Source organism: Xenorhabdus ehlersii (assembly GCF_003610465.1).
Classification (GTDB): Bacteria; Pseudomonadota; Gammaproteobacteria; order Enterobacterales; family Enterobacteriaceae; genus Xenorhabdus; species Xenorhabdus ehlersii.
This window is the reverse complement of the sequence record NZ_RAQI01000001.1, coordinates 102,959-128,044: the sequence shown is the minus strand read 5'-3', so window position 1 is coordinate 128,044 and position 25,086 is coordinate 102,959. Positions and strand designations below refer to the sequence as shown.

The following is a 25,086-nucleotide window of genomic DNA, read 5'->3' as shown; positions in this document are numbered from 1 at the left end:
GGTGATAATCTGTACTCAATTCATTATCACCATTCTTATGCCAACTACTCTTAATTCCAACTCATGATTAACGCTGTGCCAGTCGATCAGCCACTGTACGAGACTCTTCGGCCTGACAAGCAGCTGCGGTAAACAGCACATCGGTAGAAGAGTTCAGGCCTGTCTCAGCAGAATCCTGCAATACTCCAATAATAAAACCTACGGCAACAACCTGCATGGCTATTTCATTGGAAATACCGAACATACTGCATGCCAGGGGGATCAACAATAATGATCCACCAGCAACTCCTGATGCTCCACACGCTGCAATAACAGAAACGACACTCAGAAATATCGCTTGAGGAATGTCTACGGGGATGCCTAGAGTATTCACCGCCGCTAATGTCAATACGGTAATCGTCACAGCCGCACCCGCCATATTAATGGTGGCCCCCAAGGGAATGGAAACAGAGTAAGTATCCTCATTGAGTTTCATGCGGCGGCACATTGCCATATTCACAGGAATATTGGCTGCAGAGCTGCGGGTAAAGAACGCCGTTACGCCACTTTCGCGCAAGCAAGCAAAAACCAGGGGGTAAGGATTGCGGCGGATTTTCCAGAAGACAATCAATGGATTGATAACCAGTGCAACGACAATCATGCAACCAATTAGCACAGTTAACAAGTGAGCATAGCCGAACAAAGTTTCAAAACCTGTAGTAGCAATCGTTGAGGAAACCAGTCCGAAAATACCAATAGGTGCCAACCGGATAACAACACGTACGAGTTGTGTCACTGCCCCTGACAGGTCTTGAATCAATGCCTTAGTTGATTCGTTGGCATGACGTAAGGCAATACCCAAACCAATTGACCATGCCAGGATCCCAACGTAGTTTCCTTTTAATATCGCATCAATCGGGTTAGCAACAATATTGATCAGCAATCCCCTTAACACTTCAATGATATTTGAAGGGGGTAACACATGAGTGTCACTCGTCACCAGAGCCAACGTTGATGGAAATAACAAACTACCAATGACAGCCACAACAGCGGCACAAAATGTGCCTAACAGATACAAGACCAGAATGGGGCGAATATTGCTTTTCTGGCCTATCTTATGGTTCGCTATCGAAGACATGACTAAGATCCACACCAGAACAGGAGCTACCGCTTTCAACGCTCCTACAAAGAGAGTCCCTAGCAATTCAACCGACTTAGCTGCGGAAGGTGCCAGCCATGCCAGTAATATCCCTAGTATTAATCCGACAAGGATTTGTTTTACCAAGCTTCCTTGTGCCATATACTGTACAAAGCCTGTTTGTTGTTTTTTCATAGCTTTATCCATAGAGAACGACAAAGAGTAATTCATTGCAATATACAGATAACCCATAAATTGATAACAATTCATTTACATTTGTGTGATCGAAACTGCAATTTTCTCATCCAATACATTCTGAGGAATTCATGATGTAATAGGCTTCATCACAATAAATAACAAATTAATCTATTAATTCAATCAATTACTAAAAAACCGCTTTCAACAATAAGTGCAGATTATTTATTTAAAACGAATAGCATGGAGAAATTACTTTCCACTATTAATCAAATAGCAAAAGCGAAATTAACTGACAATAGATATAAATTTAGCCATTACACATGACAAATTACTTGTTAATGCTATTTTGTAAAATTTCATCGATCGATTAATTAATTGAAATATCTGAATGAATTAATTTTTACATTTAGGTAAATGTTCAATTGATCAACAAAATCTTCTGTCTCGATACGACTGATTTTGTTAAAATGTGCCGGTCGATCTTTATGCCATCTTGAAGGGATTTCGAGATCATTTTATGACAACTGATATTAATTACTTTTGCTTACAAAGTATTTAATAGAAATTAACCATAAATGCACCATAAAAGTAAAATGTAATTCTTAATCCGTGTTTTAGGAACATTTGATGGAAATTGTAACAGACCTTATTTATGCACTCTGGCACCAAGATTACGAAACACTGGCTAATCCGTCGTTGGTATGGGCAATCTACATACTACTATTTACCATCCTGTTTCTGGAAAACGGGATATTACCTGCGGCCTTTTTACCGGGCGACAGCCTGTTGATATTAGTCGGTGTCTTAATTGCAAAAGAGACCATGAGTTTTCCTGTAACATTAGCCATTCTCACCACCGGAGCCAGCCTCGGCTGCTGGATCGGGTATCTTCAGGGAAGATGGCTTGGCAATACAAAATTAGTTCAGGGCTGGCTGTCACATCTTCCCGCGCATTATCATCAGCGCGCACATAACTTATTCCATCGCCATGGCTTATCTGCCTTACTAGTAGGTCGTTTTCTCGCTTTTATCAGGACATTGTTGCCAACACTGGCGGGCCTCGCTGGGCTAAAAAATGGACGTTTTCAAATATTCAATTGGCTTAGCGGGTTCATATGGGTGGTTATTCTAACAACATTGGGTTATGCCCTTGGTAAAAGTCCTCTGTTCCGCCAGTATGAAGAGTATCTGATGAATTTTTTGGTTTTGCTACCTGTAGGCCTATTGCTTATTGGTTTAATTGGCAGCCTGACTGTCATTTGGCGCAAAAAGCGTACTAATAAAACACTATCGTAACGCTTTATTTTCCCTGTGGTATGGCCGCGAATATACCACAGGGCATTGCTCTTCTCATTCGCCTAACCTTGTCTGTTAAACTTCTCCACTTAGTCACCTCAAACGGTATTTAAGGCTAATTTGCAATATATTGTGATAATTTTTCATCTATTCATACTTTCATCTCCTGATAAAAGCGTCTATGTTTGAAATTCATCCATCGTATATTTAAGGAGACAGGCAATGCCACAAAAGAAAAGCTCTGAAGATCTACGTGCTGAATTACAATCTCTTGCGGATACGCTAGAAGAAGTCCTCAATAGCTCCGGTGATAACTCAAAAGCAGAACTGGAAAAACTGCGCAGCAAGGCAGAAAGAACGCTAAAAAATGCGCGTACTACGCTCAGTGAAGCTAGCGATAAGCTGGTAGGTCAAACCAAAGAAATTGCAGGTCATGCGGATAGTTATGTTCGCGAAAATCCGTGGGCTGGTGTCGGTATAGGTGCGGCAATTGGCGTTGTATTGGGAGTTCTGCTTTCAAGGCGCTAATATGACCCAGTCCCCTCACGCGAAAGGCCCAGGAAAAGGGCTCTTTGATACTGTACGGCGAGTAGCGGCAATTGCTGTTCACATGGTTGAAACTCGCATCCAACTCGTTGCCGTTGAGTTGGAAGAGGGAACCGCAACACTGGTACAACTGCTACTACTGGTAGGATTAACATTACTCTTTGCGGGCTTTGGTCTGATGTGCCTATTGGCACTGATATTCTGGGCCACCGATCCAACCTACCGAATAATGGCAATAGCTATCACTGCCGGAATGTTACTGCTCCTCGCCGTACTTAGTGCAATATGGACGATAAAAAAGGCGCGGAAACTGACCTTTCTTAACGCGACTCGAACACAATTGCATGTTGACCGCAAAATGCTGGAGGATGATTCTCATGAATAAATCAGGGTATCATCAGCGAAAGTTGCGAAAACAGCAGCTATTAAAAGAGATCCAGCAACAACGACAGTTACTTGCTACTTATGGCCAGAACTGGCTTGAAGTGACACAACCATATGATAAAGGCTGGCAAACCCTCATTGCTTTTAAGCCTTATGTCGCCATTGGTTTTGGCCTTGTGCTGCTTTATGGATTCCACCAACCCAAGCAGTTTTATCGCTGGTCACGTCATATAATCAACATGTTAGGGATCATTAAAAGCGTACGAAACACACTATACAAAAATTAATACCACCGAATTCTTTCAAAAAAACTGCATGAAATAGTTAATATTCCTTACTATCAACCAATAATACCTCTCCTTAAAATACTTCCCATCAGATAATGATTAACAAATCGTGCTGTTCAGTCCGTTTTTTGGACAATAAAAGCTAAACAGACAGTTTATTTATCGCGGCCTGCGGTATTTGTGGAGACAATCATGAAAAAATTTGAAGATAGTGGCCTGTTGGTTGCCCGTATTTTAATATCCGTTCTTTTCATTATCGCAGGATATGGAAAACTAGGTGGTGCCTATGCAGGAACACAGGAATTTATGGAAGCTATGAAGGTGCCAGGAATTCTATTGCCACTGACTATCTTACTTGAACTGGGGGGCGGGCTTGCTGTGATGTTCGGCCTGTTGACCCGCACCACGGCTGTGTTTACATTTATTTTCTGTATTCTGACCGCGCTCCTGTTCCATAGCGATTTTTCAAATGACCTGAACCTGACTATGTTCCTGAAAAACTTCTCCATCAGCGCAGGCTACCTACTACTGGCTATGATGGGACCAGGAAGATTCAGTATTGACCATGTAATGAAGAAAAATTGGTAATCGAAGAAAAACAGATCATTACCCTTTTTATAGCCCCTTCCTGTGTATTCGCAGCAAGGGGCTTTATGATATTCACTACATTCGCTTTATTATCTTGGCGGCATGCATGTTATTGCTTCGCAAACAATTTAGGGATTTCACGCAAGCACCAGGACTTCGCTTCTCCCATACTATCACGCCGCCATGCCATGATAATGTTGGTTTCATGGCTGTATTCCGAACCAATCACCCGCAAACGATCTTCGGCAATATCTTGTTCCACCATAGGGTATGGCATGGTTGCCACTCCTAATCCTGCCAAAAGCGCCTGACGTTTATTTTCCAGTGAACTCACCGTCAAACGCGGTTGTTTATCCAATAATTGAACCGTCAATACCGGACGCTCTCTTGCTGTATCAGCGACAGCTATTCCACGATATTTCACTCGTGTGGCATCAGACAGTGGTTCGGGCTCATGATGGATAGGGTGATCCGCACTGGCAACATAGACATTGTTAATAGAATAAAGTGCCCGCGAATTCACTTCGGCTGACGCCCTGAAATGCAGATCAGGTGCAATCACAATATCAGCATATCCTGTTTCCAGACGTTCCCACGCACCTGCTAATACTTCCGTCATTAACGAAAGTTGTGTATTCGATTTCGCCGCCAATTTATCCACAAGAGGAAACAGCGATGCCATTGGGAACAGCGCTTCACACACAATAGTCAGGTGTGTTTCCCAACCACGGGCAAGCGCTTCTGCATCTGCTGTCAGTTTATCCGCAGCTTCAAGCAGTAACCGCCCTCGCTCCAGTAGCATCCGGCCAACATTGGTAAATTTCGTGCGATGACCAGAGCGATCAAACAGCACAACGTCCAATTCCTCTTCCAATTTCTGCATGGTATAACTCAGTGCAGAAGGAACTCGCCCCAACTCATCCGCTGCCGCAGCAAAACTTCCCCGTCGGTCTATCGCATCCATTACCCGCAGGGATTCCAAAGTAAGCGCACGTTCTTTACCCATATTTTTCTCAATCAGGAATTTTGAATATAGCCACCAGATTAACTGGCTAACATTTCAACGTCCAGATAATTAAGATCGACAGTCATAGATCTATAGTTGAAGAGATAACAGCATGATAATAATGAGAACAGCAAATCAATGCGGAAAAGCCGATTACGGCTGGTTACAGGCTCGCTATACTTTTTCATTTGGTCACTATTTTGACCCAAAATTTTTGAACTATAGGACATTGCGTGTTCTTAATCAGGAAGTTTTGGCGCCGAAAGCCGAGTTTCAACCCAAATCTTACCCTCATGTTGATGTCCTGAATATTATCCTGCAAGGAGAAGCCCAATATCGAGACAGTGAAGGTAATAACTTCCATGCACGCCAAGGGGATTGTTTGTTATTTTCGGCGCGTCAAGGGATTCGTTACAGTGAGCACAATACCAGTGACACGCTCCCATTGACACGGCTGCAACTCTGGCTCAATGCCTGTCCTCAGCAAGAAGCACGGCCATTACAGCATAGAGTTCTGCCAAACAAGCCGCTTACATTACTGGCCTCTCCTACGTCAGAAAACAATAGTCTGCATCTGCGCCAACAAACGTGGATAAGCTATCTCGTGCTTAAACCGCATAACAGCCAAATTTTGTCTTTACGTGGCAAACATGCTTACCTGCAATCCATCAGTGGTAATGCAATAATTAATGGCAACCAAAGCAGGGATGTAAAGATTAAATGTGGGGATGGTGTATTTATTCAGGAAGAGCAGAAAGTGATGTTACAAACGGAGACGCCATTTCGGGGCCTGCTGATTGATTTGGTTGACTAATAATTCCTTATTGATAAAGAAAAAGCCCTATAAAGCATCTGCTCTATAGGGCAAAGTCTGTGAAGTTGACCGATAAGCCGGGTTCTGTCTTGGACAGCCATTCATCTAGGCCAGCACTTGCGCACTGGCTCAAGCAACCTACCCGGGTTCGGTACGGGCCGTACCATACGAACCCCTATTTGGTCTTGCTCCGGGTGGAGTTTACCGTGCCACGAACTGTTGCCAGTCGCGCGGTGCGCTCTTACCGCACCCTTTCACCCTTACCTGATCCCAACATTGCTTTTACAAACAAAGCTGGGCCATCGGCGGTTTGCTCTCTGTTGCACTAGTCGTAGGCTTTCACCTCCCAGACGTTATCTGGCACCCTGCCCTATGGAGCCCGGACTTTCCTCCCCTTTACTTCTCCCGAAAGAGCGGTAAAGCAGCGACTGTCTGGTCAACTCCGGCGCGGATTATAAGAGGTTTAATATCCAATGTATAGGGTTTTCACGCGTCTTCTTCAATTTGTCCCAAGGTCGTGTTTTGATCGAGTGAATAACGATACAAAGCATTTTTCTTCACACCGTGGATCTCTGCCACCAATGCCGCCGCCTTTTTCAATGGCAGCTCTTTTTGCAGCAGTGCTAATGTCCGCAAGGCTTCCTGTGGCAAGCTATCCTCGGCGGGCTTATGATACCCTTCCACAATCAGAACCATTTCTCCGCGGCGACGAGTTTCATCTTCCTTGACCCATGCCAGAAGCTCACCAGCGGGCATTCCTTGAATCGATTCCCACGTTTTGGTTAATTCTCGTGCCAACACGATATAACGATCGGCACCCCATACTTTCACAATATCTTCTAAACTGTCCAACAGACGATGTGTCGATTCGTAGAAAATCAGTGTACGCGGCTCTTGTGCTAATTCACGCAAGGTATCCTGACGTCCCTTACTTTTAGCAGGCAAGAAGCCTTCATAACAAAAACGATCTGAAGGCAAGCCAGCAGCAGACAATGCTGTAATGGCTGCACAAGGGCCAGGTAGTGGAACCACATTGATACCGGCTTCACGGCAACGACGAACCAGATGATAACCCGGATCGTTAATCAACGGCGTACCGGCATCAGATACCAATGCGATACTCGCCCCTTGTTCAAGTTTCGTAATCAATTGATCTGCTTTTTGCTGTTCATTATGATCATGAAGTGCGAACATGCGCGCATTAATGGCAAAATGTTGAAGCAACAAGCCAGTGTGTCGCGTATCTTCGGCAGCAATCAGATCGACATGTTTAAGAACTTCAAGAGCACGCTGAGTAATATCCCCCAGATTTCCAATAGGGGTTGGCACAACATATAGCGTGGATGTCGTAACCACTGCTCGATTGGTTTGATTCATTGTTTCATCCGAATGACCGATTTAAAATTGAGCATCTTTGAAAAAAACATCGCTGGATACAGTATGCTTCCCTCAATTTTTGTGCGTTTAAAAACTGGTTTAATCTATACAGCACTGCTGTCAACTATGATTATTGCAGGGTGTACCATGCCCGAACGGCAAGGGCAACCAACTTCTAAGCCTCAGGATAAGATCAGCGCAGAGATTAACCGCTACCAGGCCATTATTGACGCAGCACACAATCAACCATCGTTGGATGTTATCCGTGCTTACATCGCATTGGACTCCTACGCACCGGATGAAGCTGCCCGCCAGAAAAACCTTGATGAGACCTGGCAATTATTGACGCAACTTTCCCCGCAGCAAATGAGTGAATTGGTGATTAATGCCAATGAGTATACGTTGCAGGGCTGGCTTGATTTACTCAGTACCTATCAGACCAATAAACAGGATCTCGATAAACTGCGTCTCGCTATTCACGATTGGCAAATCCGTTATCCAAACAACCCCGCTGCCCACAGTTTACCCACAGCTCTGCAACAAATGTTGCACGAAACTGAAAACAGCCATGCCACAATTGGGTTATTTCTGCCTTTGAGCGGCCAGGCCAAAATATTTGGTGACGCCATCCGCCAGGGTTTCCTCGATGCTCAAAAAGGCTTGCCAAAGCCATCTTTGCCAGAATCACCATTGCCAACAAATGCCACCGATCCAAACGGTACTGTTAACGCCGAACCCTCTACCGATCCTGAAAATACCAGCGCTGCAAATTCAGAGAATGCTGATGCCGCCACAATTGAACCAGAAATGGATGCGATTAATGATGTGCCTACCAATGATCAGACCGTAAAAATCTATGATACCAACAGCCAGCCTCTTACCGAACTGCTGGAACAGGCTAAACAAGATGGTGTCACTCTGGTAGTTGGACCATTACTGAAACCCAATGTGGAACAATTGACTCAAATTGAAACTCCACTGAATATTTTGGCGCTCAATGAGCTTGATGTGCCACAAAAACAACCGAATATCTGTTATTTTTCACTCTCTCCTGAAGATGAGGCGAAAAATGCCGCCATGCATATCTGGCAACAGCAAAAGCGCAGCCCTTTGGTGTTGATACCTCGTACTGAATTAGGCACCCGTGTTGCACAAGCCTTTGCACAAGAGTGGCAAAAGCTTGGGGGGCAAACGGTATTACAACAATCTTTTGGTACGCTGGATGAAATGAGGCAATCCATGAATCGTGGGATTGGTATTCGTTTGTCTGGAACGCCAGTTATTTCCACAAATCCAGCCACAGAGTCCGTCGATGCCGTTTATATTGTCGCAACCGCAAACGAATTGACAATTATCAAACCTATGATCGACATGGCAATCAGCTCCCGTAAAAAGCCGGCACTTTATGCCAGCTCGCGCAGTAATAAAGCAGGTTCAGGCCCTGATTTCCGCCTGGAAATGGATGGCATGCAGTTTAGTGACATCCCACTGCTGACAGGCATAAATGTGCCGTTAATGCAGCAAGCAGCCAAAAAATTCACTAATGATTATTCCCTGATGCGCCTCTATGCAATGGGCATTGATGCATGGTCACTGGCCAATCAATTTACGCCAATGCAGCAAGACATGGGATTTCATTTGAGCGGTGCTTCAGGGGAACTATCCGTGATGGATAACTGCACTATCTTGCGTCAGTTACCTTGGATGCAATTCAATAATGGTCGCATAATCCTTGAAAATACCAATAGCACGGAAAGTATCGATAACGCAGGAAATACCCATAACATAGAAAGCACCGATAGCACTGATCAGGGAGATCATCCCGAAATTGAATAATTTTCTGTAATTAAAGGTATCGTGGTCATTTCAGGATGAAAAAACCAACAGGCAATCACTACGCACTGGGGCGCCATTATGAGCATCAGGCTAAGCTGTTTTTGCAAAAACAAGGGCTTGTCTTTGTTGCTGAGAATGTAAAAATTCGCGGCGGTGAAATCGATCTGATTATGCGTGACAAGCATACATGGGTATTTGTTGAAGTTCGTTTCCGCCGAAATGCACAATATGGTGGCGCCATTGCTACAATTACTCAAAGTAAGCGCAGAAAGCTCTTGTATACGGCTGCTGTCTGGTTGTCCCGACGCAATGAATGTCTGGAAACGGCATCATGCCGCTTCGATGTTTGTGCAATAACAGGGCAGAAATTTGAATGGCTGAAAAATGCCTTCACCCTGAATGAGAGCCTATTTCAATAGATTCTCAATTTTCTCGCTAAATAAATAATTCCAATATACATAGGTCATAACGTGCTGGATAGAATTAAAGTCTGTTTTACAGAAAGCATTCAAACTCAGATCGCAGCAGCAGAAGCATTACCCGACGCAATATCACGCGCCGCGATGATGATGGTTCAATCACTGCTGAGCGGCAACAAAATTCTTTGCTGTGGTAATGGTGGATCGGCCGCAACGGCACAGCGTTTTACTGCCAGTATGATCAATCGTTTTGAAACAGATCGGCCAAGTCTGCCAGCCCTGTCGTTGAATACTGATAATGTGGTGATCACCGCTATCGCCAACAGTAAACAGCCTGACGAAATTTACGCCAAACAAGTCAGGGCCCTGGGACAAGCAGGGGATGTCCTGCTTGCCATTTCTACACATGGAAACAGTCGAGATATTATCAAAGCGGTGGAAGCTGCTGTTACACGTGATATGACGATCGTTGCGCTGACGGGTTACGATGGTGGTGAACTGGCGGGCTTACTCGGTCCTCAGGATGTTGAGATACGTATCCCCTCACATCACAGCGTCAGGATCCAAGAAGTTCATATGTTGACAATCAACTGCCTGTGCGACTTAATCGACAACACGTTATTCCCTCATCAGGATGAATAAGGAGCCAACTCATGCGGTTATTTTCTCTATTATTAGTCTGTTTCAGTGCAATGCTATTACAAGGATGTATTGGTGCCGCCGTCGTAGGTTCCGCTGCAATTGCCACAAAAGCGGGTTCAGATCCACGAACCATTGGGCAACAAGTTGACGATACCACGCTGGAAGCCCGTGTCAGCAATGCCATCAGCAAGGACCCACAAATTAAGGCACAAGCCCGTGTGTCAGTGACTGTGTATCAAGGCAAGGTTCTTTTAACCGGACAAAGCCCCAATATGGCCCTGGCCGAGCGGGCAAAACAAATTGCGGCAAAGGTTGAAGGCACCGACGTGGTATATAACGAGATCCGTCAAGCGTATCCCGTGACATTGGCTACGGCCTCCGCTGATGCCTGGTTGACGACCAAAGTGCGCTCCCAAATTTTAACCAGTGATGCGGTGAGATCATCCAGCATCAAAGTGGTGACAGAGGGTAGTGAAGTCTTTTTGTTTGGCATTGTCACGCAACAAGAAGGGGCTGCGGCTGCGAAAATCGCCAGCGAAACTAGCGGCGTAAAACGTGTAACCACAGCATTTACCTACCTCAACTGAAACCATCAAGGCGGCATTAATCAATGCCGCCCAGCCTCACAACCTGTATTCAACGTCCATCCCAACTTATTTTGCTTTAAGTAATTCACTCCCCCCATTAACTGCATTTGTCGCAAGATCCATTGCTGGCGTTGTAATACATACCTGGAGGGAGCATTCACTTTATAACGATGAGGGTTTGGTAATACAGCAGCAAGCAATGCAGATTCGGTAGCTGTCAATCGGTAGGCAGGCTTGCCAAAGTAATGTTGGGCCGCTTCCTCAACACCAAAAATACCGTTGCCAAACTCAGCAATATTGAGATACACCGTTAAAATACGTTTCTTTGACCAGAGTAATTCCAATACGGCAGTCATTCCCGTTTCTAAGCCTTTTCTTATCCAACTACGTCCTTCCCATAGAAATAAATTTTTGGTTGTTTGCTGGGAAATTGTCGATGCCCCCCGAATTCGCTTCTCATATTTTTTGTTATACGCCATAGCAGTTTCAATAGCCTCAAAATCAAATCCCCAATGTTTTGGGAATTTTTGATCTTCCGCTGCAATGACGGCTAACGCTATATAGGGTGAAATGTGATTCTGATCCATCCATGAAGAGCGAGAAACATAAGACAAATTAATTGACATTAAGGCAGAGACTTGTCTCTCTATCATCATCATAGAAAACGGCACTGGCAAAAATGAAAAGGCAATTACAGCAACGAACCATAAAACCGTGATCGACACGACAATTCTTTTCAGCCTGCGCCACAATATTGAAAAAGGATTTCTCATCCGATTACTCAATCATTTCCAATATTTTTCTAACCAGCTTATCAATTCCTTTTTCTGCCTGCGCCAAAGATTCTGCGAGCATATAAGCCGGCGTTGTTACAATTTTGTTTTCAAAATCAATAACAATGTCATCAACCGGGCACTCAACATGTACCCCTCCCATTCTCGCTATTTGAGCCGCAGTTTCTGGATCATTGCCGATGGTTACTTTTATCGGTTTGCCTAATATTTTAGATACCATAACTGGGGCGATGCATATAAACCCCATCGGTTTGCCTTGCTGGTGCATATTTTGCACTATACTTAATAGCTCTTTATTTATTTCACAATCTGATCCTTTGAATGCGAAATTACATAAATTCTTGGCCACGCCAAAACCACCAGGAATAATGAGCGCATCCAACTCATCAATATTAACTTTGGATAAAGGCTGTATATTTCCCCGCGTTATACGGGCGGATTCTTCCATTATGTAGCGACTTTCTTGTTTCTCTTCTCCGTTAAGGTGATTAATAACATGATGTTGTATCTCATCAGGCGAAAAAAAAGACACTTCAGCGCCAAGACGGCTTAAAGAGAGCATAGTGAGAACTGATTCGTGAATTTCACTTCCATCGTACACTCCACATCCACTTAATATAATGGCAACGGATTTCATATTTCTCTCCATTTGTAGTAGATTAATGCTTAACCCCTTAGAGGGTTAAACACCAATCTTCATCACAGATTTTAATGAATCTTGTAACAAAAAATCTTATCTTTGCTATGTTGGTACTTGTGTTCTGTGTAAAAGAATTCTTTAATTACCCGCGTCGAAAACAAACCTTAGATAAGCGGGTAAACAGATTTCCCTGGTGTTGGCGCAGTATTAGCGCACCCCAACTTCGGTTGAGGTTATTTTTTTGTAACGCTTGATAACCAATTTCTTAATATTTCTATATCTTGCTTCCATTCCAACTTTAACTCATCCACCCATTCCTGAACATTATCCCACCACGCAGGTAAATCCGGTGACTGAATCTGCTGAGCCAATTGCTGCAAATGGCGTAACCCTACTGAACCAGCCGCACCTTTGATTTTATGTGCCTCTTCTGTAATGCCTTTTTGATCTCTGGCGGTCATATTGGAGTCCAGCAAAGCAAGGTAATTTGGCATCATGGTTTCAAAAATAACCAGGTTGTCTGTGATCATTTTTGGCCCAACCAATTCGATATATTGATTAAGCATCTCCGTATCCAGCCGTTCTTCATCCTGATTCACAAGATCAACTTCCACTAAGGCAGTGTCAGATTCAGATCCCTTACCCCAATATTTTTCGATAATGGCAGTCAACGCCTTGACAGATAACGGCTTATTGAGCACATCATCCATACCCGCATCAAGGTATTCTTTTTTATCCTTTAATACATTAGCCGTCAGCGCAATCAAAGGAGGCAAGGATTGGGAGGAGTAATGCTGGTGCAATTGGCGGGCGATATCCAGCCCCGTCATATCCGGTAATTGGATATCCAGTAACACTAAGTCATATTCGTCAGGATCAAACATTGCCAGTGCATCATGGCCATTCATGGCAACATCCACACTGTTCCCCAACTTCTCCAGAACAGAACGGGCTACAATGACGTTCAATTCAATATCTTCTACCAGTAAGATATTAAGCGCTGGCAATGGCAGAATGTCTTGTTCAGCCTTCCCTTGCGGGTGTTCATCAATGGCTGGTGCAACGACAGACAAGGTAAAGCAAGAGCCTTTACCCAACGCACTTTTCACCACAATGTCCCCTCCCATGCTGAGGGCAAGACGCTTCGAAACAGCAAGGCCAATCCCCGTTCCGGTTGCAGGACGCCCACCAGCGCTGTCTTTAACCTGATAATACATGGCAAAGATTTTTTCCAATTCGTCAGGAGGAATACCAATGCCGGAATCTGTCACTTCAAAGAATAGACGTTCCTCTTCTTTTTCATGCCAGATACGAACCTTAATTTCGCCTTCAGGCGTAAATTTCACGGCATTACTAATCAGGTTCCACAAAATTTGTCGCAAACGGGTTCCATCAGTCAGTACTTTTGCGGGTAGTGGCAGCTCAGGCTCCAGAATAAATTTAATTCCCTTCGGCTGCGCCAATAAACCTGAAATGTTCTCTAAATCTGTCATGAAACCGGTGAAATCAATTGGTTGGTTATCAAGTTGGACTTTGCGGCGCTCAATTTTATCTAATTCAATAATATCATTGAAAATATTACCCAAAGTAATGGCGCTGACATGGATTGTCTCCAGGTACTTACATTGCTCTGGTGTTAAGTCGGTATCCATCAGAATTCGGCTCAAGCCCACAATGCCATTTAAAGGCGTACGAAGCTCATGGCTAATCGTAGAGATAAAAGTCGTCTTATCCCTGCTGGCGTTCTCCAATGCGTCCTGATAGCGTTTACGCTCCGTTATATCGCGTCCAAATCCCATTAATCCATGTCGCTTACCAACGCGATCATAAAAAGGGACTTTCCTGAGTTCAAAACAGGCTTTGCGTCCATCGGGGTAAACTAACCATTGCTCATAGGTCAGAGATACATTGTGGCGAAATACTTTTTCATCGGTTTCCATCACCTTGCTGGCAATTTCTTTATCATAAACATCTGTCGGCGTCAGGCCGATAAGCTGCTTTTCGCTTTTGCCAGTCAGCAATTCCATCGCCCTATTACAACCGGAAAATTCATTATCTTCATTGCGGTAATAAACCAAATCCGGGGAGGCATCCAGAAAAGAACGCAATAGCACCGATTGCTGTTCAAGCTCAATCTGGGTTTTTTCACGCTGCTCCATTTCCAATTTGAGTTTATCCAATAAAACCAAATGGGCTTTTTCCGCCTTCTCTCTGTCACTTATCTCCTGGTTCAATTGGTCGATGTTTTCTTTGAGTTGCAGGTTTAATTTCGCATCACGCTGGCGCATTTCTTCAAGTTTTGCGACCAGACTCGATAAGCGCTGGCGGGATTCCTCAAGTTGTTCTACTACGATGGAGAGAAAATAAACCGCCCAAGGGGTAATTAACAAACCAAAAAAAATGGAGCGAATTAAATCAATACCCTGTACTTCTCCATGCAGTACAAATGTCACCGCCATCTGCATCGCCATCGCAAGAATAACTAAAGCTGATGCAAGTAATATAGAAAAACGCACCAGCCCCAGCTTCATCATCAAATCTACATAATATTGGGCAAGCCCTCGAATCAGCTTCATAACAACTCCCAGTGAAATCTTTTCCAGTAAAGTTACTAGATTGAATCATAACGTAAAAAAGCCCCAACTTCGTTACGGGATATCACCCTTAACTTCTCACAAGGAATAAAAATAAAAATAATAAGAATAATTATGCAAATAAATTCCCCCACCCCTCTTTAGAGGAAAAAACAACCAATCACTTCCTCTTACAAATTAAAAAATACGCAATATAAATCCAATTTAAGCCAAAAAACAAGAGCAAAACATCAGGATAGATGTATTTTAAAGCATATCCAAAATAGATAATGGGGTGATTTTAGTGATATAACTCACATCATTTAAGAGAGATGATCTCAGTCACAAAACACAAAAAATTGCCATTTACTTATAAAAATCAACAAAATATATGGAAATTATCAACAAAAAACATGATTTAACACGATTTGACCAACACTGTTTTTACCGTTAAGTTGGGAATTCGCTGAAAATCACCTGCCAGATAATCCTCTGGCTCATATTTATGCAGTGATAGATAACATAACATCATTTTGATTCACCGCTTGTTAATGCCAATAAAACAAGTGGCGTTTTACTGAGGGCGCAAATTAGACGCCTGTAGAAAAAATATATATCGATACCATCTCGCGAGTAATGTGAGAGTCGGACAGAACTTGGGGAGCTTTACAATGTTGTATGACATATTGCAGGAAAAAGATAACTGTGGCTTTGGATTAATCGCACATATTGAAGGAGAACCCAGCCACAAGGTGGTGCGCACAGCCATACATGCACTGGCTCGGATGCAACACCGAGGTGCAATTCTGGCAGACGGCAAAACGGGTGATGGCTGTGGTTTGTTAATGCAAAAACCAGACCGTTTCTTTCAAATGATCGCCAGTGAGCAGTCATGGCGGCTCGCTAAAAATTATGCCGTCGGCATGTTGTTTCTAAGCCAGGATGGCAAAATTGCCCAATTATGCCGTGATATTATCGAACAGGAGTTACAACACGAAACCCTATCCATTGTGGGTTGGCGGGAAGTTCCTATCAATCGCGATATCTTAGGTGATATTGCCTTATCAAGCCTTCCTCGCATTGAGCAAGTTTTTATCAATGCACCCGCCGGATGGCGAGCACAAGATCTGGAACGCCGCCTGTTCGTTTCCCGACGCCGTATAGAAAAACGGATTATCGACAATGACTTTTATATTTGCAGCCTGTCTAATCTGGTCACGATTTATAAAGGATTGTGCATGGCTGCGGATTTACCGCGTTTCTACCCCGATTTGGCTGACCTGCGCATGGAATCTGCTATCTGTTTATTCCATCAGCGCTTTTCAACCAATACCATTCCCCGTTGGCCGCTGGCACAACCCTTTCGCTATCTGGCTCACAATGGGGAAATCAATACCATTACGGGAAACCGTGAATGGGCGAAAGCACGAGCCTATAAGTTCCGCACGCCACTGATCCCAGACTTACATACTGCTGCACCTTTTGTTAATGAAACTGGTTCCGATTCCAGTTCACTGGATAACATGCTGGAACTGTTTCTCAATGGCGGTATGGACTTAATCCGCGCAATGCGTTTGCTCGTTCCACCGGCATGGCAGAATAACCCTGATATGGATGATGATCTGCGTGCATTCTTCGATTTTAATTCCATGCACATGGAACCTTGGGATGGACCGGCCGGCATCGTTATTTCCGATGGGCGTTATGCCGCCTGTAATTTAGATCGCAATGGCTTACGCCCTGCCCGCTATGTGATTACCAAAGATAAGCTGATTACCTGCGCTTCTGAAGTTGGTATTTGGGATTACCAACCCGATGAAGTCGTCGAGAAAGGCCGTGTCGGGCCGGGTGAGTTAATGGTTATCGATACCTATGAAGGGCGTATTCTCCACTCAACGGAAACTGACAACGATCTGAAAAGCCGCCACCCTTATAAAGAATGGCTAGAAAAAAACGTCAAGCGTTTGATTCCGTTTGAAGAGTTGCCGGAAGCACAGGTCGGGCAGCGAGAGTTAGATGATCGCCTGTTGGCAACTTATCACAAGCAGTTTGCCTACAGTAATGAGGAATTGGATCAAGTTATCCGTCCCCTCGGTGAAAATGCTCAGGAGGCGACCGGCTCAATGGGCGATGACACACCGTTTGCCGTGCTTTCCAGCCGTCCTCGCATTATCTACGACTATTTTCGTCAGCAATTCGCCCAAGTGACCAATCCTCCCATCGATCCATTACGTGAAGCTCATGTGATGTCTCTGGCTACCCGCATTGGGCGAGAAATGAATGTCTTTTGTGAAGCAGAAGGGCAGGCTCATCGGTTGTGCTTTCAATCGCCAGTCCTGCTCTATTCTGATTTCGTACAACTGACGACACGGCAGGAATCCTATTATCGCGCTGATACGTTGGATTTGACCTTCAATCCACAGGAAATCACCCTGAAACAGGCGGTGTTAGCTTTATGTGAAAAGGCAGAAGAACTCGCCCGCAATGGTGCAGTATTGTTAGTACTATCCGATCGCAATATTGCACCAGAAAGAGTACCCATCCCTGCGCCAATGGCTGTCGGTGCTATCCAACACTGCCTGGTTGAGAAAAACCTGCGCTGTGATACCAACTTGATTGTAGAAACTGCCAGTGCGCGTGATCCGCATCATTTTGCGGTATTGATGGGTTTTGGCGCTACCGCTGTTTACCCTTATTTGGCCTATGAAACACTGGGAAAAATGGTGGATGATGGCACAATTAATGCGCCATATGCCCGCGTGATGCTTAATTATCGCAATGGCATCAATAAAGGGCTGTATAAGATTATGTCCAAAATGGGCATCTCCACTATTTCCTCTTATCGCTGCTCTAAGTTGTTCGAAGCCGTTGGTTTGCACCTGGATGTGACAGATATCTGCTTCAATGGTGTTGTCAGCCGTATTGGAGGAGCAGATTTCAGCGATTTTGAACAAGATCTGCGTAATCTTGCCAAACGGGCATGGTTGCATCGCCACTCCATCGATCAAGGGGGACTGCTAAAATATGTCCATAATGGGGAGTATCACGCTTATAACCCTGATGTCGTCAAAACATTGCAGACCGCTGTTCACAGTGGCAACTACAGTGATTACCTGAAATATTCCGAACTGGTCAATGGACGCCCCATCACCACCTTGCGGGATCTGCTTGCCCTAGTGCCTAAAGGTGATCCCATCAATATTGCAGATGTTGAACCTGCAGAAGCACTGTTCAAACGTTTTGATACCGCAGCCATGTCAATTGGCGCACTCAGCCCAGAGGCCCATGAAGCGCTGGCAGAAGCGATGAATACGTTAGGGGGGTTTTCCAACTCTGGAGAAGGTGGCGAAGATCCCGTTCGTTATCGTACCAAGAAAGTTTCCCGCATCAAGCAAGTTGCTTCCGGCAGATTTGGCGTTACACCAGCGTACTTAGCCAGTGCCGATGTGATCCAGATAAAAGTCGCCCAAGGCGCAAAACCAGGAGAAGGCGGTCAATTACCGGGAGATAAGGTAACGCCTTATATTGCCAAATTGCGCTACTCCGTTCCGGGCGTTACCCTCATTTCTCCACCACCACATCACGATATTTATTCAATCGAAGATCTGGCCCAATTGATTTTCGATCTTAAGCAGGTGAATCCGCAGGCGCTGATCTCCGTCAAACTGGTTTCAGAACCTGGCGTAGGAACCATTGCCACAGGTGTCGCCAAAGCCTATGCCGATCTGATTACCATCGCCGGTTATGACGGCGGAACAGGTGCCAGCCCGCTTTCTTCTGTCAAATACGCAGGTTGCCCGTGGGAATTGGGACTGGTGGAAACCCAACAAGCGCTGGTTGCCAATGGATTACGCCATAAAATCCGCCTTCAGGTGGATGGTGGTTTGAAAACGGGGATGGATATCATCAAAGCGGCTATTTTAGGCGCAGAAAGTTTCGGTTTTGGCACAGGCCCAATGGTTGCTCTCGGCTGTAAATATTTGCGCATCTGTCACTTAAATAACTGTGCCACTGGTGTCGCGACACAAGATGAAAAACTACGCCAATCCCATTATCACGGCTTGCCAGAAAGAGTTATTAACTATTTCCGCTTTATTGCGCAGGAAACACGTGAACTGATGGCGCAATTAGGAGTGAAAAAACTTACCGATTTGATTGGACGAACAGACTTGCTGGAAATACTTGAGGGAATTTCTGCCAAGCAAAGCAAGCTCAATCTCAAACCATTACTGGAAACCGTAGAACCTCATACCAGCAAAGCGCGGCATTGCACAGAAGGTAATCCTCCTTTTGACCAAGGTACACTGAATACATTGATCGTCGCCCAAGCTATGCCGTATGTAGAAAACGCGCAAAGCAAGACGTTCTATTTTGATATCCAAAATACCGATCGCTCTGTTGGCGCTTCCCTCTCCGGCGAGATTGCGGCTCGGTATGGCGATCAAGGGCGGGCTGCCGATCCAATCAAACTGCATTTCAATGGAACGGCCGGACAAAGTTTTGGCGTCTGGAATGCTGCCGGTGTCGAACTGACTTTAATTGGCGATGCCAATGATTATGTCGGTAAGGGTATGGCTGGCGGCTGTATTACCATCCTTCCTCCTGCCGGCTCAGCATTTAAAAGTAACGAAGCCACTATTATCGGCAATACCTGCCTTTATGGTGCAACAGGCGGGAAACTCTTTGCTGCCGGACGTGCCGGTGAACGCTTCGCAGTACGTAACTCAGGTGCCATCACCGTTATTGAGGGGATAGGCGACAATGGCTGTGAATACATGACTGGTGGGATCGTCTGTGTCCTGGGCAGCACTGGTGTAAATTTTGGTGCAGGTATGACCGGTGGATTTGCTTACGTCCTTGATGAATTTGATGACTTCCGCAAACGCGTCAATCCAGAACTGGTAGAAGTTCTCTCAATGGATACCCTTGCCATTCATACAGAACATCTGCGGGGATTAATCACCGAACATGTCCGTCTGACAAACTCACACCACGGTGAAAGCCTATTGGAAAATTGGTCTCAATGGGTCAATAAGTTTGCTTTGGTTAAACCGAAATCCAGTGATGTCAGTGCGTTGTTGGGGCACCGTAGCCGTTCTTCTGCCGAATTGCGGGTTCAGGCACAGTAAGGAGTTAATAATGAGTCAGAATGTTTATCAATTTATCGACTTACAACGTGTCGATCCACCTAAGAAATTATTGAAAATCAGAAAAATAGAATTTGTTGAGATTTATGAACCATTTTCTGAAATTCAAGCACAGGCACAAGCAGATCGCTGTCTCTCTTGTGGTAATCCATACTGTGAATGGAAATGTCCCGTACATAACTACATTCCAAATTGGCTGAAACTCGCCAATGAAGGACGCATCATCGAAGCAGCGGAATTATCACACCAGACCAACAGCTTGCCAGAAGTCTGTGGTCGGGTCTGTCCGCAAGATCGCCTGTGTGAAGGCGCCTGTACCCTGAATGACGACTTCGGTGCTGTCACTATCGGCAACATTGAACGCTATATTAATGACACGGCTATTGCGATGGGCTGGAAACCGGATATGTCGCATGTCATCCCAACCGGTAAACGTGTCGCCGTGGTTGGGGCAGGACCGGCAGGATTAGCTTGTGCAGATGTCCTGACGCGTAATGGCGTACAAGTGGTGGTCTACGATCGCCATCCTGAAATTGGTGGTTTGCTCACATTTGGTATTCCCGCCTTTAAACTAGAAAAAGAGGTGATAATTCGCCGCCGTGAAATATTTTCCGGGATGGGTATTGAGTTCCGTCTAAACACAGAGATAGGCCGGGACGTCACTCTGGCTGAACTCACCAAAGAATTTGATGCCGTATTTCTTGGGGTGGGTACCTATCAATCCATCCGTGGTGGGCTGGATAACGAAAACGCTGACGGAGTATATGATGCCTTGCCTTTCTTAATCGCCAACACCCGTCATTTGATGGGTTATCCTTCTCTACCTGAACAACCTTATGTTGATATGAAAGGTAAACGTGTTCTGGTACTGGGCGGCGGTGATACAGCAATGGACTGCGTCCGTACTTCGATTCGCCAGGGTGCAACCCATGTTATCTGTGCCTATCGGCGGGATGAAGAAAATATGCCCGGCTCCCGTCGTGAAGTAAAAAATGCTAAAGAAGAAGGTGTAGAGTTTCGTTTTAACCTGCAACCCATTAGCATTGAAATTAATGGTGCAGGACGGGTTTGTGGGGTCAAGGTGGTGAAAACACAACTAAGTGCCATAGATGAAAAAGGCCGTCGTCAGGCTGAGATTATTCAAGGTTCCGAATTTTTGATAGAAGCCGATGCAGTGATCATGGCATTTGGTTTCAAGCCTCACACCATGGGCTGGCTGGACGGACATCAAGTCAAACTCGATCAAAGAGGCCGCATTATCACGCCTGCATCCAGTAAACAGCCTTTCCAGACCAGTAATCCTAAAATATTCGCAGGTGGGGACGCTGTACGTGGTTCTGATTTAGTCGTGACTGCTATTGATGAAGGCCGAAAAGCCGCTTTTGGTATCCTCGATTATCTTGAAATCTAATATTCAACGCTTTTTTAATGACTTCTCCGACATTTTAGTCGGAGAAGCTCTCACAAAATAAAAATCCAATATTTTGATTTTCTTTTGCTACCAGATTAGTTGTATTTTTGGCACTTATGCAACTATTCTTATACTCTAAAGTTAAATATATCGATTTAATCTCCTGCTCATTATAGCAATACAGCAATAGTGCAATACCGTAATACGGCAATAAGGTTTATTTTTTTCGACAAGAAAATTACTTAGCAAAACTGATTAAATAGAAATGAAATAAAAGATCATTAAAGTGATAACAACAGGTAGAAATATATGCGCTTACTTATCCAGATACTCTGCTTTTCTTCTATAACCTTAGCAAGCTTACCCTCACTGGCCAGATTTTCTACTCCTGTCGAAATTATGCAGCAAATACAAGAAAGAGGAATAAATTCTGTTGTGGCAGAGATAAACGCAGAACACAATCAGGACAAAATTATCCAGAATATTGCAACCGGTGATAAACAATGGCTGCAAGTTGCCTTTAAGCTATCCCCTAATATCCACCCAGAATTTTCCCGGAAAATTACTAATGCTTTATCTATTGCTTTAATTGAAAATCCTGTAGAAGTATTGTCACTGACAAAATCACATCGCACTCTCTCATTCACTGATGTCTGCAATATACCTCCAACGATCAGAGGGCTCAGTCAACAGAGAGCATTTGCCAAGAAAATAATAGACAACCTAAGAGCGGCGGAAAAATCCAATAGGGGAGAAAACCGATACAATATCGAAACCTGTATATGGCAATTTGAGAAAATGCATAGCACTTACATGTAGTACTAAAAATAAAGGAGATCAACGTCTCCTCTATTTTCATCTCTAACGAACCCCTTCACCTTCCAGGCTGCGGCCGTGCTGACTGCAACTTGAAACGATTGGGTATAAGCTTTGAACAATTATTTCACGACGCGCAAGGTTGGGCGGCCTTTTGGCGGTTGAGGTGGTTCGTCATCTGGCGAATCATCATCGTAAGAAGCTTTTTTATTATGCTTATTCTTATGAATAAGCACCAGATTATCCGCTGCTGGCACATCTGTTCCTTCTGACTCGGTATTATCCGCGTCATAGGCAAATTCTGGCTCAAACATCATTCCTGCGCCATTTTCACGGGCATAAACCGCAATCACAGCCGCCATTGGAACAGTCACTTGACGACCAACACCACCAAATCGGGCATTAAACCTCACTTCATCGTTCGTCAATTGCAAATTGCCAACCGCTCTCGGCGAGATATTCAAAATAATTTGCCCATTTTGTGCATATTCCATCGGGACGTTAACACCATAACAGTTAACATCCACAACAATATGCGGGGTCATGTCATTATCCAGCAGCCATTCATAATGTGCCCGCAATAGATAGGGGCGGCGTGGAGACATTTGAGTCATCTCCATATATATTAACTCCGTGATTGTAAACGCATTTCACGTTCAGCTTCTGTCAACGAAGCCAAGAATGCGTCACGTTCAAATACACGCTGCATATAGACTTGAAGATCTTTGGCACCGGGTCCTAGTAGCTCAACCCCCAAGACAGGCAAACGCCACAGCAGTGGAGATAAATAACAATCCACCAAGCTGAACTCTTCACTCATGAAGAAAGGCATTTCTCTGAAAATTGGCCCAATTGCCAGCAGTTCTTCAGCAAGCTGTTTACGTGCAGCATTCGCTTCCTGAACACTTCCTTCCTGAATTTTGTACATCAGGGAATACCAGTCTTTTTCAATTCTATGCATCATCAGACGGCTGGAACCTCGTGCGACAGGATACACAGGCATGAGTGGTGGATGCGGGAAACGCTCATCCAGATATTCCATAATGATGCGAGAATCATACAGGGTCAGCTCACGATCAACGAGAGTAGGAACAGATTGATAAGGATTCAAATCAATCAAATCCTGAGGCAAATTACCCGCTTCAACGTGTTCAATCTCTACGCTGACCCCTTTCTCCGCCAGCACAATTCTCACTTGATGGCTAAAAATGTCGGTCGGGCCGGAAAACAGAGTCATTACCGAACGTTTGTTGGCAGCGACAGCCATGAAAACCTCCAAGTTTATCTAAAAAAAGGAACGAACAGCCCTTCAGTGAACAGCGGCTATTCTCGCTCATATTCTCATCCTGTTTCGCACTTATTATCCGAGGTTATCCCCTTTATCTTCTGGTAACGGCTTTATTGGCTGTAACGAGAAAATATCTTGGGATATTATATTTTACCTCTGCCAAATCGGGCAAACTCATGGATAAGGCAAAAAATTGTTACTAGTTTACCAGATTTTGCACATTTTGTGGGGAAGTACATTGAGAATTAATGATGAAATATTAGAGTCTGGGAATTAATTTCTCAAAAATGCTATTTTTTTGCTAAAAATAGCGAATTATCGAAGAGTGAAAAATCTGAAGGAATAAAAAACCCGCCATAAAAATGACGGGTTTTTAACTTTAACCCATTGCCACAGTTGTGGCAATAAATTAACGTTTGGAGAACTGTGGACGACGACGTGCTTTGCGCAGACCCACTTTTTTACGTTCAACTTCACGAGCATCGCGAGTAACGAAGCCAGCTTTGCGAAGTTCAGAACGCAGAGTCTCGTCATAAGCCATCAGTGCACGGGTGATACCGTGACGGATTGCGCCTGCCTGACCAGAAATACCACCACCTTTAACAGTGATGTACAGATCCAGTTTGTTCAGCATATCAACCAGCTCAAGTGGCTGACGAACAACCATACGTGCAGTTTCACGACCGAAGTAAACTTCGAGGCTGCGTTGGTTGATTACGATGTTACCGCTACCTGGCTTAATGAAGACACGAGCGGAAGAGCTTTTGCGGCGACCAGTGCCGTAGTATTGATTTTCAGCCATTGCCTATAATCCCGATTAAATGTCCAGAACTTGTGGTTGCTGTGCCGCGTGGTTGTGCTCACTGCCCGCGTAAACTTTCAGTTTACGGTACATTGCACGACCCAGTGGCCCTTTTGGCAGCATGCCTTTAACCGCGATTTCAATGACACGCTCAGGACGGCGGGCAATCATCTCTTCAAAGGTCGCTTGCTTGATACCACCGATGTGGCCAGTGTGGTGATAATAAATTTTGTCAGAACGTTTGTTGCCGGTTACAGCAACTTTTTCTGCGTTAACAATAATGATGTAATCACCAGTATCAACGTGCGGAGTGTATTCCGCTTTGTGCTTGCCGCGCAGGCGACGAGCTACTTCAGTTGCAAGACGGCCCAAAGTTTTGCCATCTGCGTCAACAACATACCAGTCGCGTTTTACGGTTTCTGGTTTAGCTGTAAAAGTTTTCATTAAAGCTTACCCAATTATAAGTTACACGTTGGTGAACACTCGATGTTCAGAAACTGTTTTTGAGGTTCACACGA

General features: G+C 44.6%; 22 protein-coding genes, 1 other RNA gene and 1 pseudogene. 13 read left to right on the top strand and 11 right to left on the bottom strand.

Translation table 11 applies throughout. The annotated features are described in order from the left end of the window. Positions 1–67 precede the first annotated feature (67 nt). Positions 68–1,312, bottom strand: a complete 1,245-nt coding sequence (sstT, locus tag BDE27_RS00560) for a serine/threonine transporter SstT (RefSeq protein WP_099130961.1) — start codon at positions 1,310–1,312, stop codon at positions 68–70. Positions 1,313–1,942: 630 nt separating this feature from the next. Here sstT and BDE27_RS00555 point away from each other — a divergent pair. The 5 genes from BDE27_RS00555 (at position 1,943) to BDE27_RS00535 (ending at position 4,416) form a co-directional block, all read left to right on the top strand. Beyond that, positions 1,943–2,611 (top strand): DedA family protein, encoded by a 669-nt coding sequence (locus tag BDE27_RS00555; RefSeq protein WP_099130802.1) that lies wholly within the window; start codon positions 1,943–1,945, stop codon positions 2,609–2,611. 222 nt (positions 2,612–2,833) lie between these two features. Further along, positions 2,834–3,139: an ElaB/YgaM/YqjD family protein gene (locus tag BDE27_RS00550; protein ID WP_099130803.1), complete on the top strand. Its 306-nt coding sequence runs from the start codon at positions 2,834–2,836 to the stop codon at positions 3,137–3,139. A gap of 1 nt (position 3,140) precedes the next feature. Next, complete coding sequence (locus BDE27_RS00545; RefSeq protein WP_099130804.1) at positions 3,141–3,542, top strand: phage holin family protein; 402 nt, start codon at positions 3,141–3,143, stop codon at positions 3,540–3,542. Beyond that, entirely contained in the window at positions 3,535–3,828 is a 294-nt protein-coding gene (locus BDE27_RS00540; protein WP_099130805.1) for a YqjK-like family protein, read from the top strand. The genes BDE27_RS00545 and BDE27_RS00540 overlap by 8 nt, the downstream gene beginning before the upstream one ends. Positions 3,829–4,020: 192 nt before the next feature. Further along, a complete protein-coding gene (locus BDE27_RS00535) occupies positions 4,021–4,416 on the top strand; it encodes a DoxX family protein (RefSeq protein WP_099130806.1) in 396 nt (131 codons plus the stop codon). A gap of 109 nt (positions 4,417–4,525) precedes the next feature. On the opposite strand, the gene BDE27_RS00530 is transcribed toward BDE27_RS00535, so the two are convergent. After that, entirely contained in the window at positions 4,526–5,422 is an 897-nt protein-coding gene (locus tag BDE27_RS00530; protein WP_099130807.1) for a LysR family transcriptional regulator, read from the bottom strand. Positions 5,423–5,534: 112 nt separating this feature from the next. Here BDE27_RS00530 and BDE27_RS00525 point away from each other — a divergent pair, with 112 nt between their 5' ends. Then, on the top strand, positions 5,535–6,236 hold the full coding sequence (locus tag BDE27_RS00525; RefSeq protein ID WP_099130808.1) for a pirin family protein: 702 nt from the start codon (positions 5,535–5,537) through the stop codon (positions 6,234–6,236). A 57-nt stretch (positions 6,237–6,293) separates the two neighbouring features. Here BDE27_RS00525 and rnpB read toward each other — a convergent pair. After that, positions 6,294–6,680, bottom strand: an RNA gene (gene rnpB / locus BDE27_RS00520) — RNase P RNA component class A. Positions 6,681–6,722: 42 nt separating this feature from the next. Further along, positions 6,723–7,613 carry a 16S rRNA (cytidine(1402)-2'-O)-methyltransferase gene (gene rsmI / locus BDE27_RS00515; RefSeq protein ID WP_099130809.1) on the bottom strand — a complete coding sequence of 297 codons (891 nt, stop codon included), beginning with the start codon at positions 7,611–7,613 and terminating at the stop codon, positions 6,723–6,725. A gap of 63 nt (positions 7,614–7,676) precedes the next feature. Between rsmI and BDE27_RS00510 the strand changes: the two genes are divergently transcribed. The 4 genes from BDE27_RS00510 to dolP are packed head-to-tail and all read left to right on the top strand — an operon-like array spanning position 7,677 to position 11,097. Further along, positions 7,677–9,449, top strand: coding sequence for a penicillin-binding protein activator (locus BDE27_RS00510; RefSeq protein WP_099130810.1), 1,773 nt, complete (start codon positions 7,677–7,679; stop codon positions 9,447–9,449). A gap of 35 nt (positions 9,450–9,484) precedes the next feature. Further along, on the top strand, positions 9,485–9,868 hold the full coding sequence (locus BDE27_RS00505) for a YraN family protein (protein ID WP_099130811.1): 384 nt from the start codon (positions 9,485–9,487) through the stop codon (positions 9,866–9,868). A 51-nt stretch (positions 9,869–9,919) separates the two neighbouring features. Next, entirely contained in the window at positions 9,920–10,510 is a 591-nt protein-coding gene (diaA, locus tag BDE27_RS00500; protein ID WP_074023390.1) for a DnaA initiator-associating protein DiaA, read from the top strand. Positions 10,511–10,521: 11 nt separating this feature from the next. Then, a complete protein-coding gene (dolP, locus tag BDE27_RS00495) occupies positions 10,522–11,097 on the top strand; it encodes a division/outer membrane stress-associated lipid-binding lipoprotein (protein WP_099130812.1) in 576 nt (191 codons plus the stop codon). 20 nt (positions 11,098–11,117) lie between these two features. On the opposite strand, the gene mtgA is transcribed toward dolP, so the two are convergent. The 3 genes and pseudogenes from mtgA to arcB form a co-directional block, all read right to left on the bottom strand. Then, positions 11,118–11,870 carry a monofunctional biosynthetic peptidoglycan transglycosylase gene (gene mtgA, locus BDE27_RS00490; RefSeq protein WP_099130813.1) on the bottom strand — a complete coding sequence of 251 codons (753 nt, stop codon included), beginning with the start codon at positions 11,868–11,870 and terminating at the stop codon, positions 11,118–11,120. Positions 11,871–11,874: 4 nt separating this feature from the next. After that, complete coding sequence (elbB, locus tag BDE27_RS00485) at positions 11,875–12,528, bottom strand: isoprenoid biosynthesis glyoxalase ElbB (protein WP_099130814.1); 654 nt, start codon at positions 12,526–12,528, stop codon at positions 11,875–11,877. Between the two features lie 145 nt (positions 12,529–12,673). Further along, a pseudogene (gene arcB, locus BDE27_RS00480) lies at positions 12,674–15,107 on the bottom strand (aerobic respiration two-component sensor histidine kinase ArcB). A gap of 668 nt (positions 15,108–15,775) precedes the next feature. Between arcB and gltB the strand changes: the two are divergent. From gltB to BDE27_RS00465, 3 genes are all read left to right on the top strand, one after another. After that, positions 15,776–20,233, top strand: a complete 4,458-nt coding sequence (gene gltB / locus BDE27_RS00475) for a glutamate synthase large subunit (RefSeq protein ID WP_099130816.1) — start codon at positions 15,776–15,778, stop codon at positions 20,231–20,233. A 10-nt stretch (positions 20,234–20,243) separates the two neighbouring features. Then, complete coding sequence (locus tag BDE27_RS00470; protein ID WP_099130817.1) at positions 20,244–21,662, top strand: glutamate synthase small subunit; 1,419 nt, start codon at positions 20,244–20,246, stop codon at positions 21,660–21,662. A 435-nt stretch (positions 21,663–22,097) separates the two neighbouring features. Beyond that, complete coding sequence (locus BDE27_RS00465; RefSeq protein WP_244208645.1) at positions 22,098–22,481, top strand: hypothetical protein; 384 nt, start codon at positions 22,098–22,100, stop codon at positions 22,479–22,481. 119 nt (positions 22,482–22,600) lie between these two features. On the opposite strand, the gene sspB is transcribed toward BDE27_RS00465, so the two are convergent. The 4 genes from sspB to rplM all read right to left on the bottom strand — a co-directional run bounded on the left by sspB (position 22,601) and on the right by rplM (position 25,012). Continuing rightward, the gene (gene sspB, locus BDE27_RS00460; RefSeq protein ID WP_099130819.1) at positions 22,601–23,098 is read right to left on the bottom strand and encodes a ClpXP protease specificity-enhancing factor; all 498 of its coding nucleotides are present in this window, start codon (positions 23,096–23,098) and stop codon (positions 22,601–22,603) included. Between the two features lie 5 nt (positions 23,099–23,103). Beyond that, positions 23,104–23,745: a stringent starvation protein SspA gene (gene sspA, locus BDE27_RS00455; protein WP_099130820.1), complete on the bottom strand. Its 642-nt coding sequence runs from the start codon at positions 23,743–23,745 to the stop codon at positions 23,104–23,106. A 430-nt stretch (positions 23,746–24,175) separates the two neighbouring features. Further along, entirely contained in the window at positions 24,176–24,568 is a 393-nt protein-coding gene (rpsI, locus tag BDE27_RS00450) for a 30S ribosomal protein S9 (protein WP_045959780.1), read from the bottom strand. 15 nt (positions 24,569–24,583) lie between these two features. After that, positions 24,584–25,012: a 50S ribosomal protein L13 gene (rplM, locus tag BDE27_RS00445; protein ID WP_011148147.1), complete on the bottom strand. Its 429-nt coding sequence runs from the start codon at positions 25,010–25,012 to the stop codon at positions 24,584–24,586. Between the last annotated feature and the right edge of the window lie 74 nt (positions 25,013–25,086).

Bases quoted from the DNA above. Each gene is read 5' to 3' on its own strand.
- BDE27_RS00505 (WP_099130811.1), top strand. From the start codon at position 9,485: ATGAAAAAACCAACAGGCAATCACTACGCACTGGGGCGCCATTATGAG.
- BDE27_RS00535 (WP_099130806.1), top strand. From the start codon at position 4,021: ATGAAAAAATTTGAAGATAGTGGCCTGTTGGTTGCCCGTATTTTAATA.
- rsmI (WP_099130809.1), bottom strand. From the start codon at position 7,613: ATGAATCAAACCAATCGAGCAGTGGTTACGACATCCACGCTATATGTT.
- BDE27_RS00470 (WP_099130817.1), top strand. From the start codon at position 20,244: ATGAGTCAGAATGTTTATCAATTTATCGACTTACAACGTGTCGATCCA.
- rpsI (WP_045959780.1), bottom strand. From the start codon at position 24,568: ATGGCTGAAAATCAATACTACGGCACTGGTCGCCGCAAAAGCTCTTCC.
- sspB (WP_099130819.1), bottom strand. From the start codon at position 23,098: ATGGAGATGACTCAAATGTCTCCACGCCGCCCCTATCTATTGCGGGCA.
- dolP (WP_099130812.1), top strand. From the start codon at position 10,522: ATGCGGTTATTTTCTCTATTATTAGTCTGTTTCAGTGCAATGCTATTA.
- BDE27_RS00545 (WP_099130804.1), top strand. From the start codon at position 3,141: ATGACCCAGTCCCCTCACGCGAAAGGCCCAGGAAAAGGGCTCTTTGAT.
- sspA (WP_099130820.1), bottom strand. From the start codon at position 23,745: ATGGCTGTCGCTGCCAACAAACGTTCGGTAATGACTCTGTTTTCCGGC.
- BDE27_RS00540 (WP_099130805.1), top strand. From the start codon at position 3,535: ATGAATAAATCAGGGTATCATCAGCGAAAGTTGCGAAAACAGCAGCTA.
- gltB (WP_099130816.1), top strand. From the start codon at position 15,776: ATGTTGTATGACATATTGCAGGAAAAAGATAACTGTGGCTTTGGATTA.
- sstT (WP_099130961.1), bottom strand. From the start codon at position 1,312: ATGAAAAAACAACAAACAGGCTTTGTACAGTATATGGCACAAGGAAGC.
- BDE27_RS00525 (WP_099130808.1), top strand. From the start codon at position 5,535: ATGATAATAATGAGAACAGCAAATCAATGCGGAAAAGCCGATTACGGC.
- BDE27_RS00510 (WP_099130810.1), top strand. From the start codon at position 7,677: ATGCTTCCCTCAATTTTTGTGCGTTTAAAAACTGGTTTAATCTATACA.
- mtgA (WP_099130813.1), bottom strand. From the start codon at position 11,870: ATGAGAAATCCTTTTTCAATATTGTGGCGCAGGCTGAAAAGAATTGTC.
- BDE27_RS00555 (WP_099130802.1), top strand. From the start codon at position 1,943: ATGGAAATTGTAACAGACCTTATTTATGCACTCTGGCACCAAGATTAC.
- BDE27_RS00530 (WP_099130807.1), bottom strand. From the start codon at position 5,422: ATGGGTAAAGAACGTGCGCTTACTTTGGAATCCCTGCGGGTAATGGAT.
- rplM (WP_011148147.1), bottom strand. From the start codon at position 25,012: ATGAAAACTTTTACAGCTAAACCAGAAACCGTAAAACGCGACTGGTAT.
- elbB (WP_099130814.1), bottom strand. From the start codon at position 12,528: ATGAAATCCGTTGCCATTATATTAAGTGGATGTGGAGTGTACGATGGA.
- BDE27_RS00550 (WP_099130803.1), top strand. From the start codon at position 2,834: ATGCCACAAAAGAAAAGCTCTGAAGATCTACGTGCTGAATTACAATCT.